Source organism: Pontibacillus chungwhensis BH030062 (assembly GCF_000770675.1).
Lineage (GTDB): Bacteria > Bacillota > Bacilli > Bacillales > BH030062 > Pontibacillus > Pontibacillus chungwhensis.
In genome coordinates this window covers 118,369-133,830 of sequence record NZ_AVBG01000011.1, presented here as the reverse complement: position 1 = coordinate 133,830, position 15,462 = coordinate 118,369, and the positions used below count along the sequence as shown (strand labels likewise).

Here is a 15,462-nt window from a genome sequence, read left to right as displayed (position 1 = left end):
TGTAAGAAATATCTTGGCGAAAACTGTCAATTTTATTCTAGCGTTTACAGCTTTGAACCAGAATCCTACCCTATACTATTTGTATTACAAAAAATGGTTTAATCCGATATGGATCTATGAAATAATTTACAGAACAAGTAAAATACAGCCCATGAAAGCCTTATGCATCAAATGAAGTTATAAAAGGGAAAGGTGGTCCTAGTTGTGCAGTTATTCCATTATCACTGGTGGATGAATCAACTGGAAGAGATGGAGAACTTTTATAAAAAGTTGGGTTTTGTAACGACTTTAAGAGTGGGAAATGATAAAGGGGAAATGCAATCGTTTAACCCTCCTCTCGAATGGGACGATTTCCGAGATAGGGAGGTTACATTTCGTATTATTGAAATGGTAAAAGGTCAAACCAATATCACGTTTGGATATGGCAAGAGGAATAGGTTTGACCATATTGGGATCTTAGTGAATGAAGCGGAATATAGAGATATCGTCCATAATGCTGAGAATTTGAACCTGAAGGTGGACGAAGGAGAACGGAGAACCTTTATTTCTACTCCTTGGAAAATTAGAATCGAATTGCAGAGAAGAAGAGAGGTTGTTGAGGAAGAAGAGACTACCATTATACATACAATGGAGATGGGAGTACCTTTTGATAAGGAACATCCAAAGTTGCTAGCTGATCTATTGAACCTTCCACTCCTTGAAGATGACGGAAGGACTCAAATTAAGATTGGGAACGGGCAATGGAATATAAACGTTCATAGCGAAAGTCATAGTCGTTTGATTGCTGTCCATTTTATCAAAGATAGGTTCAACCAACTTGATCCGGTTTGGACCAAGTTGGTAGGGAATCACTCCTTGTAACTCATATGTAGAATGGATTCGTCTCAACAGTGGGACAAGGAACCTGTCCCCTCGATTCGTTATAATCGCCACTTAAATAAGACGGGGGTAAAACATATGGTACAAACAGGTACGCTATACTTTATATGTGGGAAAATGGGCGCAGGAAAATCAACCAAATCACAACAACTGGCTTTCGATCACAATGCGGTTCTATTATCTGAAGATGAATGGCTTTCATCTCTTTATCCTGATCAGATTGCATCATTTGAAGATTATCTAACATACTCAGCGCAGATTAAGCCGTTGGTGAAAAAGCATGTCCAAAACATATTAAGTGTCGGTACAAATGTAGTGATGGATTTTCCAGCTAACACTCAAAAACTGCGAAAGTGGTTTTTGGAAATAGCGTCAGAGGTTGATGCAAACCATCAGATCATTTACCTAAATCTAACGAACGAGCAATGCTTACGCCAAATTGCACAAAGGCGTAACGAACAACCCGAAAGAGCAGCTTTTGACACGGAAGCGGTGTTTAATCATGTTACTAAATTCTTTGAAGCACCAGTTCAATCTGAGGGATTAACTATTGTGGAGTTTAATGGAAGAGAATCATAAATACCTAATAACTTAGGTTGAGAAGATTACCAATGTTGGACGCTTGCTAAGGAATCTTGGCTCTAGGGGAAAGGATTTGATTCGAAACTATGAAAATAAAAGAACGCTTTAAACAGGTGACCATGAAGGAATGGCCAACTGAAAAAGGGGATGAATGGATTACCTGGATGCTTGAACACATTGGTGATGTCGATCCTGAGCTTCGAGATGGATGTATTTACCCTGCATTTGGAGAGTTGATTCACAAAGACCGTCTACAAAACCATCAGAAGAATAGAATTTTAGAATCATGCATGAGCAGGTCTCATCTTTTTTACCGGCTAGGTGAGCATGAGGGGGATGGTGTGTTCACTCGATCTTTCTCCGCTTTAGTGATCGCTGAAATCGTTAAACATGAACAAGGATGGGAGCGCGGCCAATATGAACGCGTCTTGAATTCTTGTGTTGAGTATCTGGATAAAGAGCAGGATGTAAGGGGATACGTTGAGAATAAGGGCTGGGCACATAGCATTGCGCACGGAGCTGACCTTCTTGTGGCTCTTGTGGAGCACTCTCAATTTAGAAAAGACGATGCTACTCTCTTTTTGCAAGCTATCCGGGGCGCGTTCTGGAAAGAAGACGTATTTACAGATGATGAGGAAGAGCGGTTATCGTTTGTGATTGAGGCTTTATTAAAAAGGGATGTGGCTATTTCTACCGTTACGAAGTGGGTAAAGGAGACGTTTCTAAGCCTTGAATCTTTATGGAACGATGCTCCGTTCAGTATTTCTGCTTTCCGGATTAGAACGAACGTATTGCATTTCATGAAAGCCTTGTTTTTTAGAGTGGACATGCCTGATCTTCAGCGGACGATTAAACAGTATTTGGAGGAATGGCATAAAAGGGTTTATCAAAACTTAGAGAATTAAGTTTTTTGGCCAGGGGGACGGGTTCACTGGCTCATACAATCAATGTGATAAGAGACTCGCTCCCAGCTACTTGAAGGATTTAAAATGACTTCCCCAACGTCTAGAAGTTTATGTTAAATTAAATGTAAGCGTTTGCATTAAATAGGGAGGGGATATACATGAAAGTCTTCAAGAATGCACTTATTTCTTTACTGGTATTTATAGTGATGGCAACGCCAATGGGTTCGAGTGAAGTCAGCGCTGCTACAAATGGGACAATGATGCAGTATTTTGAATGGTACTTACCTAACGATGGTACACATTGGACTGATCTAAAGAACGATGCATCCCATTTAAGTGATGTAGGAATTACGGCTGTGTGGATTCCTCCAGCGTATAAAGGTACTTCTCAATCAGATGTTGGGTACGGGGCATATGATTTATATGACCTCGGAGAATTTGATCAAAAGGGGACAGTCCGTACTAAGTATGGAACGAAAGAAGAGTTGCAAACTGCCATTAACTCCCTTCATCAAAATGGAGTGGATGTATATGGGGACGTAGTCATGAACCATAAAGGCGGGGCCGATTATACGGAAACGGTAACAGCAGTTGAGGTAGATGGTAGTAATCGCAATAATGAGGTTTCTGGGGAATATGATATTGAAGCATGGACAGGATTTAATTTTCCGGGACGAAATGATCAATACTCAAGCTTTGATTGGCAATGGTATTATTTTGATGGAACGGACTGGGATCAATCTAGGAATCTCAGTCGAATTTATAAGTTTCGAGGTACGGGGAAAGCTTGGGACTGGGAAGTATCTTCAGAGAATGGGAATTACGATTACCTGATGTTTGCTGATATCGATTATGGTCATCCCGATGTCGTCAATGAAATGAAGTCCTGGGGAACTTGGTATGCAAATGAGTTAAATCTCGATGGGTTTCGTTTAGATGCAGTTAAGCACATTAAGCATTCTTTCTTGCGAGATTGGGTGAGTAGTGTCCGGTCAAATACTGGTGAAGAAATGTTCACTGTAGCGGAGTATTGGCAAAATGACTTGACGGCTATTCAAAATTACTTATCAAAGACGGAATACACTCATTCCGCATTCGATGCACCTCTTCACTACAACTTTCATGAGGCTTCAAGTAGTGGAGGATATTTTGATATGAGGAATATTTTAAATGGAACCTTAGTTTCTACTAATCCAACAAAAGCTGTTACATTAGTAGAAAACCATGATTCTCAGCCGGGCCAATCACTAGAATCAGTTGTTCAACCATGGTTCAAGCCTCTTGCCTATGCTTTTATTCTTACAAGATCACAAGGGTATCCTTCTGTATTTTATGGTGATTATTATGGAACGAATGGGACAACCTCTTATGAAATCCCTTCTCTAAAAAAGAAAATCGATCCACTTCTTGAAGCGCGTAAAGAATATGCATATGGTACTCAGCATGATTATATTAACCATCAGGATATAATCGGTTGGACTCGAGAAGGAGACAGTGAACACTCTAATTCAGGACTGGCTACCTTGATTACGGACGGCTCAGGGGGGAGCAAGTGGATGTATGTAGGGAAACAAAATGCCGGAGAACAATGGAGGGACATCACAGGCAATCGTTCTGATATTATTACAATCAATCAGGATGGCTGGGGGAACTTCTATGTAAATGGTGGTTCTGTTTCTGTGTATACTCAGTAGCTCGGTGCTGCCCCACTTCATATCAAAAGGACGGGTTTCTAGGCTTGAGCTCCCGTACAGTTATCAGTGACCTTTTAATAGTGATTAGTTCTTAAAAGGGAAGAGAAAGCCCTAATCAGTGACCTTTTCATTTATAAAAGTGGTTAAAAGGGAAGGAAAGTGCTCAATCAGTGACTTTTTACCTGCCATTTAGGCAGAAAAGGTCACTGATTTTTGTTAGCTTAATAACCGTTCCATACTTAGTAGCAACTCCGAATCAATTAAACACCATAAGAGCAGAGCAAGTACGTGGTGAAAGCCTGTGAACCCATGTCTGTGATGCCTTCAAACTAAAAAGACATGATGCATACACATCATGTCTTCCAGTCTTATTTCATTATCTCTTAACCAATGCACTCTCCAAATACTTCATCGCTTCCACCACGTCACTCTCAGTGAAAGAAGAAATCAGCTGCAACGTCTCATCCGGTTTCACAGCATGAGATGCAACGGTCTTCATGGCTTGGTCTTTACTATCAACAATGTTTAATCCTTCTAAATTCGAAGGAAATCCAAGATCATGATAGAAAGGAAGAAGGTTTTTTACTTCTTCTGATTTCCCCTCAAGTACAAGCTGAACAAGTATTCCATAAGCCACTTTGTGACCGTGTAAAACCGTATGAGTTTCATCAATAAAACTCAACCCATTATGGATAGCGTGAGCACCAGCCGTTCGGCCGTATTTTCCTCCATACCCGCCAACAGTTCCGGATAAAGGAATAATAGCTTCTACTACATTTTTGAATGAAGGGCTCATCGTAGACGTCTCCATGCTTTCGATGGCAGCTCGGCTCTCGTTTAATAGGATTTCTTTTATGTAGGAAGCATGATCCAGAGCTACTTTTACCATAATGGACAGATCTTCATTTTGGTCGTTATGGATGATTGGTTCTGCTTCATACCATTTTGCCAGAGAATCACTGATCCCGCTTTTCACATAATCCAGCGGGGAAGATAGTAGAAATGTAGGGTCAACTAACGCTATGTGAATCGTGCGAGTGTGATAATCGACTCGAACAAAGGCACCCGTGTCATCATACATCACACTTAGTGGAGTAGCGGCAGCACATGTACCTGCCACAGTTGGGACGGTAATGACTTCAACGCCCAAGTGATCCGCGACAGATTTGGCTGTATCTAGTATTACCCCGCCTCCGATTCCAATAATGAGGTCGGACCCACTCGCAAACTCAGAGATCGAACGGATTACCTCATCTGAACAATATCCATCATGCTGATAGACTTTTGCACCTGAAGGGACATTCCCATAGTTTTTAAAAGCTTCGAACGATTGATGTCCTGTAATGACTACCGGAGAACGAAACGATTGTGTGAAAGTAGTAATGTCTCTAAAGATACCTTCTTCACAAATATATTGATTCGGTCCACTTCTTACAATTTCATCTGGGTTTACCATTCAGCACACTCCTTTTAGAAATAGAAAGGCTTATATTTATAGGTCTGTCATAAGGATGCTTACGCTTGTTTTGGTTGTTTAGTGGGTAACTCGGTTGACTAATACTATAACATTTATAGCTGTAATTTAGAATATTTAAAAATTTCAAGCGATTGTTCAGAAGAATAATTGCTATATAAACTTATATTCATGAAAGTATAAACTCGTAATCTTGCGAGAACACTGTTTCGTTTATATCACGTTGAGAAAAGGAAAAGGAGTACCCAAATACTAAAAAGATCGAAGCTATGTTTTCATATCTTTTTTCTGTGTAAAACCAAGTGACTGATGTGAGTCTCATATGGGAAGGATAAAAGAAGTTTACATGTCTGAAAAGGAGAGTTAACCATGAGCGAGCAGTATGAAGTAGTGATTATTGGAGGAGGAGCGGCAGGATTGAATGCAGCTCTTGTCCTGGGTAGATCAAAGAGAAATGTACTTGTTCTCGATGAGAATAAAGCACGTAATAACGTTACAAAAGCTTCTCATGGTTACCTTACTCGTGATGGGGTAAAGCCAGAGGAATTTAAAGGAATAGGTATCAGTGAAATCAATGCTTATCCTAGTGTTACGTATAAAGAAAGCAAGGTAACTTCGCTTTATAAAGAAGAGGGTCTCTTTCATATTCAAGGTGATGAAAGACACTATACAGCCAAACGCGTAATTGTCGCCACAGGTATGAAAGACTCATTACCTAATATTAAGGGGATACATGATGTGTACGGTACAACGGTGTTTCATTGTCCTTACTGTGATGGATGGGAGCGCAGAGAAGAACCGTTAGCCGTCTTTGGGAATGACCCAGGGCTTATGGATTATGTGAAACTGATTTATAACTGGAGCCAGGATCTGATCGTGTTTACTAACGGACCCGCTCAGATATCAGAAGATGAGAAAAAAGACTTGAAGCTTCATAGCGTGAAGCTAATAGAAGAGCCTTTGCGTGAATTGGTATCTGTAAACGGAGATTTGAAAGAGGTGATCGGAGCGTCTGGTGAGGTTTACGACCGTTCTGGAGGATTTATATTAGATACGAGTGAAGCTCAGTCCTTCCCCCTTCATGAATACTTTGATATCGAATTTACCGAAATGGGTGGATATTACACAAAGGAAGGGTGTGAAACTCTCGTAGAAGGACTATATGTGATTGGTGATTCAAGACACGGTTTTTCTGGACTATTGAAAGCTGCTAGTGAAGGATATGAACTGGCCGTTGCCTTAAATCATGAACTTGCAGTTAATGAATGGGGGAAAAGGGGATAAACCATTTTGCCTTTTCTAATCTTTAATGACAGATGAATACTTTAGTTTTATGAAGAGAAAATGAAGAAATCATTATTAAGGCTAAGGGGGGGATCATGTTTGATCTCCCTCTTTTTTGATGCATAAAAGTACGATAACTATTAATGATTAATATGGAAGGTAAATGGGAAATTTTGTTGAACTAATAATTAAGAATATATATGCTCTTTATCACTGGGAGGAGGATCCTTATGGCTACTTGGGGGTGGATTGCATTATTTGCAAGCATGTTCATTGCAATATTTGGCGGAACTTATGCGGGACAGAAAAAGAAAAAGCAAGAACAAGAAAAATAAGATTAAAAATGCCACTATACTATTTTTGCAAATAGCCTAAAAAGCAGAGTAGATTTAAAGTATGGGGGTAAGTTGGAGGTTTGCCAGAAGATTTAGAGAATCCTTTATGGATTAATAAGTAAGTTTCTCTTCAGAAGGTGGGGGCGATTGCTGGTCAACAGCAATCGCCTTTTCCATGTACAGAGTAGCGTGAACCGGAGAGGCAGGTACCTGTCCCTCTGGCCCGACAACTGGGAGGGTATCGCAAAAATCACACTTTTTCTTTTAAAGGTAAGGAACAGTTATGGTGTTATAAAATCTACAAGTGTTAATTGAGGGATAAACGTAATCAAGAGTACATCAACAATCATCATGATGAGGAAGGGAAGAACGGCTTTAACCAGTGCTTCAAACTTTGTGTTTCCAATTTGGGCTCCAACGAATAATGCAATACCTACTGGCGGTGTGACTAGTCCTATTGCCAGATTTGCTACCATGATAATTCCAAAGTGAATGGGGTCTACACCAATACCATTCATGACCGGTAATAATATCGGCGTCAAAATAATAATGGCTGCTATGGTTTCCATAAACGTACCCACAAGTAATAAAAATAGGTTGATTAAGAGCAAAATTACAATTGGAGATAAATCAGAAGCCATAAACATTTCAGCTATATTCTGGGGTACTCTTTCCCTGGTCAGAACCATGCCAAATAATGAGGCTGTTCCAATAATAAATAGTATGGTAGATGTAATGACCACTGAGGAAACGAGAATCTCACGTAACTTTTGTATAGTGATTTGCTTATAAACGAATATCCCTATGAACAACCCATACACCACTGCAACCACTGAAGCTTCTGTTGGTGTAAAGATCCCTCCATATATGCCTCCAAGTATTATTATTGGCATCAATAAAGCTAGAAATGCATTTTTAAATGTTTCTCCAACTCTTTTCAGATTGAACCCCTCAGCGTTTGCTCCGTAACCTTCTATAACAGAGATAATGTATGCGACCACCATTAAAGAACCACCGATTAATATGCCCGGTATAACACCAGCTATAAACAGACTACTAACTGATTCACCTGCAGCAACTCCATAAAGAACCAATGGGACACTTGGAGGTATAATAATGCCTGTAGTGCCACCTACCGCCTGAACTGAAGTAGCAAAACTCCGATCATATCCTGCTTTCACCATAGCTGGGATTAAAATTCCTCCCACGGCTGCTGTTGTCGCTGTCGCTGAACCTGAAATGGCAGCAAAAAATACACATGCCACAATAGAAACATGTGCTAGCCCGCCTTTTAATTGCCCCACAAGACTTTTGGCAAATTCGATTAGTCTCTCAGAAATCCCACCATGTTCCATAAGTTTGCCAGCTAAAATAAAGAATGGAGCTGCCATTAATGGGAACGAGTCTAATGCAGCAAACATTTTTTGTGGAAGAATGATGAGTGGAATGTCTGTTGCGAGGTAGAGAACACCAACAGATGCAATGCCTAGCGCAATCGCAATGGGTACATTGATAATAATTAGTAAAATCAATAAAGCAAATAGAACTATTGCCATTAGAATTCCTTCTTTCTCTATATTAGCTGTAACGCATTTTATTAATGGTAGTATCCACTAGATTAATAGACATCAAAATGCCACTAATCGGGATAATGGCATACACATAAGCCATAGGTAAATCTAATGCTGGTGAGCTTTGAACCATGGATCTGCCACACAATTCATATCCTTTTACAATCAGCAAGATAAAGAACGTTAGACATGCGATTGCAGAAATAACTTGGAAGATCTTCTTTAACATTCCAGGGAGTTTGTTTACGATTAAATCAAAACCAATATGAGCAGCGTATTTAAAGGCAATAGATGCTCCTAAGAATGTGATCCATATCATTAAGTATCTTGAGAGCTCTTCTGTCCAAGGGAATGATGATTGGAAAAGCACCCTAGTTAGAATCTTTACAAACACTAGTAAAACCATTATTAGCAAAAATAACGCTGTTATATCTTCAGTTAACTTATTTATACGATCTAATATTGACCTCCACATGTATCTGGTCTCCTTATGAAAACAAAGAAAGCGGTAGGGCACGCACTTTCTTTGTTTTAATTGTCTTATTTAATTGAACAATCTATTCCACGGATCGGATTCTCTCTATTAAGTCCCCAAAACGATCATCGTTCTCTTTATAAACTTCCTTTACTGCATCTTTGAAAGCATCAATATCTACGTTTTGTTTCTCGACAATCTGAATACCTTTATCTTGTAGATCTTGCTTCTGCTCTGCTTCCATTTGCTGATTAATTTCTCTTTGAATATCCGTAAACTCTTTCCCTTTTTCAATCATTACTTTTTGAACATTATCAGGCAGAGATTTAAACTTTGCCTCGTTCATCAATAAGGGGGCTGCTGCATAGTAAATCCCTACTTCGCTTAAGTTATTCTGAACTTCATACATTTTGGTAGCGTGCATCACTCCATAAGATACATCCATTCCATCTACTACACCTTGTTGAAGGGATGTATAAACTTCTGGAAAAGCAATTGGGGTTGCATCTGCACCCAATGATTTATATGTATCTACATAAATCTCATTTTCAATTGTGCGTAGCTTCAATCCATTTGTATCTTCTGGTGATTTTACTGTGGTTTCTTTAGTAGTTATATGTCTAAAACCATTTTCCCAGATTCCTAACGTTTTGAAGCCTTGTTCATCAATTAATCCCATTAATTCTTGACCAATTTCACCATCTAAAGTCTTGTACACATGATCAACATCTCTAAATATAAATGGCATTTCCAGTACAGAAAATTTGTCTACAAAATTCCCTACTGGTCCGGCTGTCACCAATGTCATATCTAAAGTTCCTAATTGGACTTGTTCAATAACTTCACGTTCTCCACCCAGCTGGCCCCCGCCAAAAATTTCGAATTTAACTTGTCCATTTGTTTCTTCTTCTACAGCTTCAGCAAATTGTTCAATACCTTTGGTGTATGAATGTTCATCTGGTGCTATATGTCCTAGTTTTATGGTAACGCTTTCATTTTTGTCATTTCCTTCAGCTTCTGAGTTACAACCAGCTATTACACCTACCATGAATATGCACATAGATAATAAAATTAAACTCTTAACCTTAAACATAAAATCCCCCTTAAATATTCATAATTATAAACAGTATATACTGGTCTATTTTTCCAAGTCAATTAATTAACAAATAATTTTGAAAATTAGTAAAATAATCACTGTTAATCTCCTTATTGATTTTTTCATGTCAGTTTAATAGGTTTATTGATTATTGTGAACCGGAGGGACAGGTACCTTGTCCCGTCCATACTAATGGGGGAGACAACGGCTTTTCTCTGACGTTTTCCTACTGTGAAAACTTCAAAAGGTAAGAGAAGGGTGTAATCAATGACCTTTTCTGTAGTTAAACTAGCTAAATAGTAAGCGAGAAGCCATATCTGTTACATCTTGAAGATCAAATGGCAAGAAGGGTAACAGATTCTTAAGATCTGTTACCTTTTTTGGTGTTAAGTAGGGACGAGGTACCTGTCCCTCTGGCCCGAGGAAGGTGATATGACCTATTTGTAGAATTGTAAATAAGCATAGATTTTTTTACCATGTAAGGAGTTTTGTATATGAAGATAAATATTCCAACAAGAATCGTTTATTTTAGTATGGACGAACTTGATAAATGGGTTATGGGGGATAGGGAGAACTGTCAGGATCCTTATTGCAAGAAGCTCTCTGGTTCTAAAGGGTTTGGCGAGTTTATTGCTGGTAGATATTTTGAATCACTCGGTTACGAATGGATTCATCACGATTACAATGTATTTGGTGGGAATAAGCTTGGAAAATACCCAAAGGCAGAGACTATTTTTCGAAGCTATTTTGGCGATGATCGTTATGAAAAAGGGAGAGAGTTCTATCCTAATTTCTCTCCGTTTATGAGAATTGAAGAACCTGATTTGTTAGTTTATAAGCCAGATTATTCAGAGGTAAGGTTCGTTGAGTGTAAGAGGATGGACACAAAAGATAGAGTTAGGGATAGTCAGATAAAGGGGCTTGCTCTTTTGAAGTTGTTATTTGATTGTCCTATTGAAGTGATTGAGATTGTAGAGGGTAGTAGAGCTTCTGAGATGGGTGAACCTCTGGTTTGGGAATTTTAATCATCCCATCGTCTTATAGCATCATTTGTAGACAGACTTTGTATCCCATAAGGAGGTTACAACATGGTTTTAGACTCACTAAGCCTGTGGCAGTGGGGGGACATTATACGAGTATCGTTATTTGTAGTTGTAATTTTATTGGTCCGCTTTAGCTTCACGTTTCTTATAAAGCGAGTTTTTAGACATAAAGATGGTGTTGAAAAAGCACTTCTCTCTCTTGTTAATTGGTTGACTTATAACGGTATTCTCGTATTCCTAATCATTTACTTCTCCGATTCAAAATGGTTGTTTTACAACCTGTTTACGATAGGGGAAGTAGAAGTCACCTTATTTTTAATCCTCATTGCAGTGTTAATTATCACCTTAGCTAGTCGGCTTTCAAGAATTCTGAACAACTACATACTTCCATTCTTTTACGAAAGACATCAGTTAGATAAAGGGCTCCAATTTACAATGGAGCGCATTATTCATTATGTAATCATGGTTATTGCCGTTTTCGTCAGCCTAACAACTGTTGGGATTGATTTAAGCGCCCTAACGGTATTCGCTGGTGTTCTGGGTGTTGGTATTGGTTTTGGCATGCAGAACATAGCATCAAATTTTATCTCTGGACTCATCTTACTTTTTGAACGCCCGATTAAAGTAGGCGACCGTGTCATCATTGATGAAGTCATCGGTGACGTAGTGAAAATTAACATGCGAGCTACGGTCGTTAGAACTTTAGAAAACGAACATATTATTATACCGAACTCTTACTTCCTGGAAGAGAAAGTTGTGAATCGTTCCTTTTCAGATCCCAGACTTCGCCTCACTGTTCCAATCGGGGTGGCTTACGGGACAGATGTTCATCTAGTAAAGGAAATCCTTTTGTCTGTTGCAAGAGAAGCTAGATCAGACAATCCTATTATTATAAATTCACCAGAACCATTTGTAAACTTTACTGGATTCGGTGATTCATCGTTGGATTTTGAGCTATTCATATGGATTTCTAACCCTGAAGAAGTCATCCGAATCAAGAGCGATTTGAACTTTCGAATTTATGAACAACTTAACAAAAACGATGTCGAGATTCCATTTCCTCAAAGAGATTTGCATATTAAGTCAACCTTTAATCCTATTGAGTAAAGGGACGGCAGGGACAGGTACATTGTCCCGCCGCGCCCTATGTAAGTTCCCATATCCCTCTTTCGCTCCCGACGATTGCTTTCGTTATAACAGAAGTAAACAAAGAGACTTCCACTACTCCGGTTAAAGCTTTAAGCTCGTTTTCGAGAATCGCGTGATCGGTTCGGGGTTTTATGTACACATCCAGTAAATGGTTGCCGAATTCTGTAACAACGACACCATCTTTCTTTTCACTTTCACGAATTTCTGAGTAGTTGATTGGGTATCTTTCTAATTGACGAAGTACTACTTCCATTGCTTGAGGCAGCACTTCGAGGACGATAGAGTGTTCGTAGGTCAAAGTCGGCACGAGCTTGGATTCATCGACAAGGAGCACGTATTCATCGGCCAAACGAGCGACGATTTTCTCTGCAGTATGAATGCCACCCCCGCTTTTCAACGCGCAAAGATTTTCATCGACTTGATCGCACCCATCGAAAGCGATATCGATTGAGGAGACATCCTCAATAGACACCACGTCTAATCCAACTCCCTTACAATGTTGTTTTGTTTCCCATGATGGGGTGACGACTTTAACGGAACATCCGCTGTCTTTCAAGAAGTGGACGAGTTGCTTTATGGTGCTACCACCGCCGAGTCCAACGACCATTCCCTCTTGTATCTCATCTAATGCTCGTTTCGCAATCTTTTGTTTCAAATCCATGAATCTTTTCCTCTCCTTATACACAGCTCTACTATTTTAGGTAAGGGAACTCTTTGGTAAAGAGGCTCTCCTATGTATAATGGTACTCCTTTTTGAATAGTTTCTAAAGAGACAGGTACCTTGTCCCTTTTAGGATTAAACTTTTGACTAAGGGTGACAGCAAAGGGGAGAGAAGATGAACTTTTGGAGAGTTTTTTTATTTACCTTGTTATTAGTGGCGCTTGCGGCTTGTTCTGAGCAACCTAAACCGGAGGATACATTTGCGGCTTATATGGATGCATGGGATCAGGGTGAGTATGGAGAAATGTATAACCTTCTTAGTGATCGTTCTAAAGCAGGGATAACGAAAGAAGAGTTTACAAAGTTGTATACAACCATCTATGAGGAAATAGTTATGGAGAATTTAAAAGTTACATACGAACTGTCTAAAGAAGAGCAAGAATACGATAAAGAATCCAACCCTGTTTTTGATTTTGACGTGACGATGGATACCATTGGTGGAAAGATTAACTTTAGTCATAAGGCTGAACTGGTCTATGACGAAGGGGAAGAAACGGATCGCTGGGCGATGAAGTGGTCTCACTCCATGGTCTTCCCTGAGATGGAAGAAGGCGAAACGGCGCAGGTTGACACCGTTTCTCCTGAGCGCGGCGAAATATATGATGTGAACGGGGAAGGGCTTGCTGTGAAAGGGCCAGTTCAAGAAGTGGGTATTGTTCCAGGTGTAATGGAAAATGAAGAGGAGTTGAAGAAGCGACTGTCTGAGATTCTTGGTCTTTCTGTAGAAGAAATTAATCAGAAACTGAATCAGTCCTGGGTAAAAGATGATCTCTTTGTCCCGTTAGCAATGGTAGCTGATACGGATAAAGAGCGATTGGATGCCATTTTAAATGGGGATCTGCCAAGAGGATACCAGGTCAATTCAGGGAAAAAAGCACGCGTCTATCCGTTAGGGGAAGCGGCAGCTCATTTAACTGGATACGTTGGTAGTATTACAGCAGAAGAGCTGGAGGAGCGTGACGGAGAAGGCTATTCTTCGACTGATCGAATTGGCAAGTCAGGTCTTGAGTTGGTTTATGAAGAACAACTGAGAGGGACCCCTGGATTTAAAGTATCTATAACGAAGAAAGCAGAAGAAGCAGAGAATATTGTACTTACAGAAAAACCTGTTGAGAACGGGAAAGATCTAACGTTAACGATTGAAAAAAGTGTGCAGGAGACGGTTTATAAAGAGATGAAAGATGATTCTGGAACAGCTGCTGCAATCAATCCAACTACTGGAGAAGTAAAGGCATTAGTGAGTACACCTGCTTATGATCCGAATGCATTAAGTTTAGGGCTGAGTTCAGAAGGCCCGACTCTGAATAAGTTTACAAAAACCTACTCGCCAGGCTCTACTTTTAAACCGATTACAGCATCGATTGGTTTAGAGACAGGTACGATCCAACCTGAAAAAGAAATGGTTATCAAAGGAGAAACCTTTAAAGCTAAAGCGGGTTATAGTGTAACAAGAGTACCAAGTGCTGCGGTTGATACCCAGGTAGACTTACACGATGCCCTTGTTCGTTCGGATAACATCTACTTTGCACGTAAGATTGTAAAAATAGGTGTTGATTCTTTCCAAAAGCAGGCTCGCCAGTTTGGTTTTAATGAGGACCTCCCTTTTCCTTACTCGATTCAGAAGTCGCAGGTGGCCAATGAAAACACGATTGGCAATGAATCATTGCTGGCCGCCACAGGTTATGGTCAAGGCGAAGTGGAGATGAGCTCCTTGCACTTAGCGATGACGTATACGCCATTTGTAACAGGCGGAACGCTGTTGAAGCCAACTTTGTTAGCGGATGAAGAAACAGGTCAAGCCTGGCATAAGAATGTGATAAGTCAAGAAACAGCATCTCTTATCACAGAAAGGTTAAAAGCAGTTGTGCATGACGCTGCAGGAACGGCTTATAAACCCGTTGTGGAAGGGTTGAACATAGCTGGAAAAACAGGCTCAGCAGAGTTGAAAAAGGCTGGGGAAGAAGCAGGTCAGGTGAATGGCTGGTTTGTAGCATGGAACACGGACTCCGAAAACCTTCTTGTATCGATGATGATAGAAGATGCAAAGGATGGTAGTCATGAGGTAGTCCCTAAAGTGAAGAATGTCCTTGACCAGCTTAGGTAATGTATTTTCATTAAATAAGGATAAAAGTGCGTGCCCCACTGTCTAAGACAAGTGGGGCACGCGCTATTTTAGCGGGACATTAGGGACAGGTACATTGTCCCTCCATATCAAAGGCGATGAAGGAAAATATATCCTTTTTATAGAAGGGAG

The 15,462-nt window shown here is 39.9% G+C and carries 13 protein-coding genes; 8 read left to right on the top strand and 5 right to left on the bottom strand.

Annotated elements, in window-relative coordinates; translation table 11 throughout:
• Nucleotides 1-204: 204 nt before the first annotated feature.
• The 4 genes from N780_RS19325 to amyS all read left to right on the top strand — a co-directional run bounded on the left by N780_RS19325 (nucleotide 205) and on the right by amyS (nucleotide 4,060).
• Entirely contained in the window at nucleotides 205-861 is a 657-nt protein-coding gene (locus N780_RS19325) for a hypothetical protein (protein ID WP_052115091.1), read from the top strand.
• Between the two features lie 96 nt (nucleotides 862-957).
• Entirely contained in the window at nucleotides 958-1,458 is a 501-nt protein-coding gene (locus N780_RS14300; protein ID WP_036785434.1) for a P-loop nucleotide/nucleoside kinase family protein, read from the top strand.
• Nucleotides 1,459-1,547: 89 nt separating this feature from the next.
• Nucleotides 1,548-2,366 carry a DUF2785 domain-containing protein gene (locus N780_RS19320; RefSeq protein ID WP_052115090.1) on the top strand — a complete coding sequence of 273 codons (819 nt, stop codon included), beginning with the start codon at nucleotides 1,548-1,550 and terminating at the stop codon, nucleotides 2,364-2,366.
• Nucleotides 2,367-2,524: 158 nt separating this feature from the next.
• On the top strand, nucleotides 2,525-4,060 hold the full coding sequence (gene amyS / locus N780_RS14290; protein ID WP_036785430.1) for an alpha-amylase: 1,536 nt from the start codon (nucleotides 2,525-2,527) through the stop codon (nucleotides 4,058-4,060).
• Nucleotides 4,061-4,436: 376 nt separating this feature from the next.
• On the opposite strand, the gene N780_RS14285 is transcribed toward amyS, so the two are convergent.
• Nucleotides 4,437-5,516, bottom strand: coding sequence for an iron-containing alcohol dehydrogenase family protein (locus tag N780_RS14285; protein WP_036785425.1), 1,080 nt, complete (start codon nucleotides 5,514-5,516; stop codon nucleotides 4,437-4,439).
• A 387-nt stretch (nucleotides 5,517-5,903) separates the two neighbouring features.
• Here N780_RS14285 and N780_RS14280 point away from each other — a divergent pair, with 387 nt between their 5' ends.
• On the top strand, nucleotides 5,904-6,818 hold the full coding sequence (locus N780_RS14280) for an FAD-dependent oxidoreductase (RefSeq protein ID WP_036785423.1): 915 nt from the start codon (nucleotides 5,904-5,906) through the stop codon (nucleotides 6,816-6,818).
• A 616-nt stretch (nucleotides 6,819-7,434) separates the two neighbouring features.
• On the opposite strand, the gene N780_RS14275 is transcribed toward N780_RS14280, so the two are convergent.
• The 3 genes from N780_RS14275 to dctP all read right to left on the bottom strand — a co-directional run bounded on the left by N780_RS14275 (nucleotide 7,435) and on the right by dctP (nucleotide 10,292).
• Nucleotides 7,435-8,709 carry a TRAP transporter large permease gene (locus tag N780_RS14275; RefSeq protein WP_036785421.1) on the bottom strand — a complete coding sequence of 425 codons (1,275 nt, stop codon included), beginning with the start codon at nucleotides 8,707-8,709 and terminating at the stop codon, nucleotides 7,435-7,437.
• A gap of 22 nt (nucleotides 8,710-8,731) precedes the next feature.
• Nucleotides 8,732-9,199, bottom strand: coding sequence for a TRAP transporter small permease (locus N780_RS14270; protein ID WP_036785419.1), 468 nt, complete (start codon nucleotides 9,197-9,199; stop codon nucleotides 8,732-8,734).
• An 82-nt stretch (nucleotides 9,200-9,281) separates the two neighbouring features.
• A complete protein-coding gene (dctP, locus tag N780_RS14265) occupies nucleotides 9,282-10,292 on the bottom strand; it encodes a TRAP transporter substrate-binding protein DctP (RefSeq protein ID WP_036785417.1) in 1,011 nt (336 codons plus the stop codon).
• 497 nt (nucleotides 10,293-10,789) lie between these two features.
• Here dctP and N780_RS14260 point away from each other — a divergent pair, with 497 nt between their 5' ends.
• Nucleotides 10,790-11,320 carry a hypothetical protein gene (locus tag N780_RS14260; protein WP_036785415.1) on the top strand — a complete coding sequence of 177 codons (531 nt, stop codon included), beginning with the start codon at nucleotides 10,790-10,792 and terminating at the stop codon, nucleotides 11,318-11,320.
• Between the two features lie 63 nt (nucleotides 11,321-11,383).
• Nucleotides 11,384-12,445 (top strand): mechanosensitive ion channel family protein, encoded by a 1,062-nt coding sequence (locus N780_RS14255; protein WP_036785414.1) that lies wholly within the window; start codon nucleotides 11,384-11,386, stop codon nucleotides 12,443-12,445.
• 37 nt (nucleotides 12,446-12,482) lie between these two features.
• On the opposite strand, the gene rpiA is transcribed toward N780_RS14255, so the two are convergent.
• On the bottom strand, nucleotides 12,483-13,148 hold the full coding sequence (gene rpiA, locus N780_RS14250; protein WP_036785413.1) for a ribose 5-phosphate isomerase A: 666 nt from the start codon (nucleotides 13,146-13,148) through the stop codon (nucleotides 12,483-12,485).
• Between the two features lie 175 nt (nucleotides 13,149-13,323).
• On the opposite strand from rpiA, the gene N780_RS14245 reads away from it, so the two are divergent.
• Complete coding sequence (locus tag N780_RS14245) at nucleotides 13,324-15,312, top strand: penicillin-binding transpeptidase domain-containing protein (protein ID WP_036785410.1); 1,989 nt, start codon at nucleotides 13,324-13,326, stop codon at nucleotides 15,310-15,312.
• Nucleotides 15,313-15,462 lie beyond the last annotated feature (150 nt).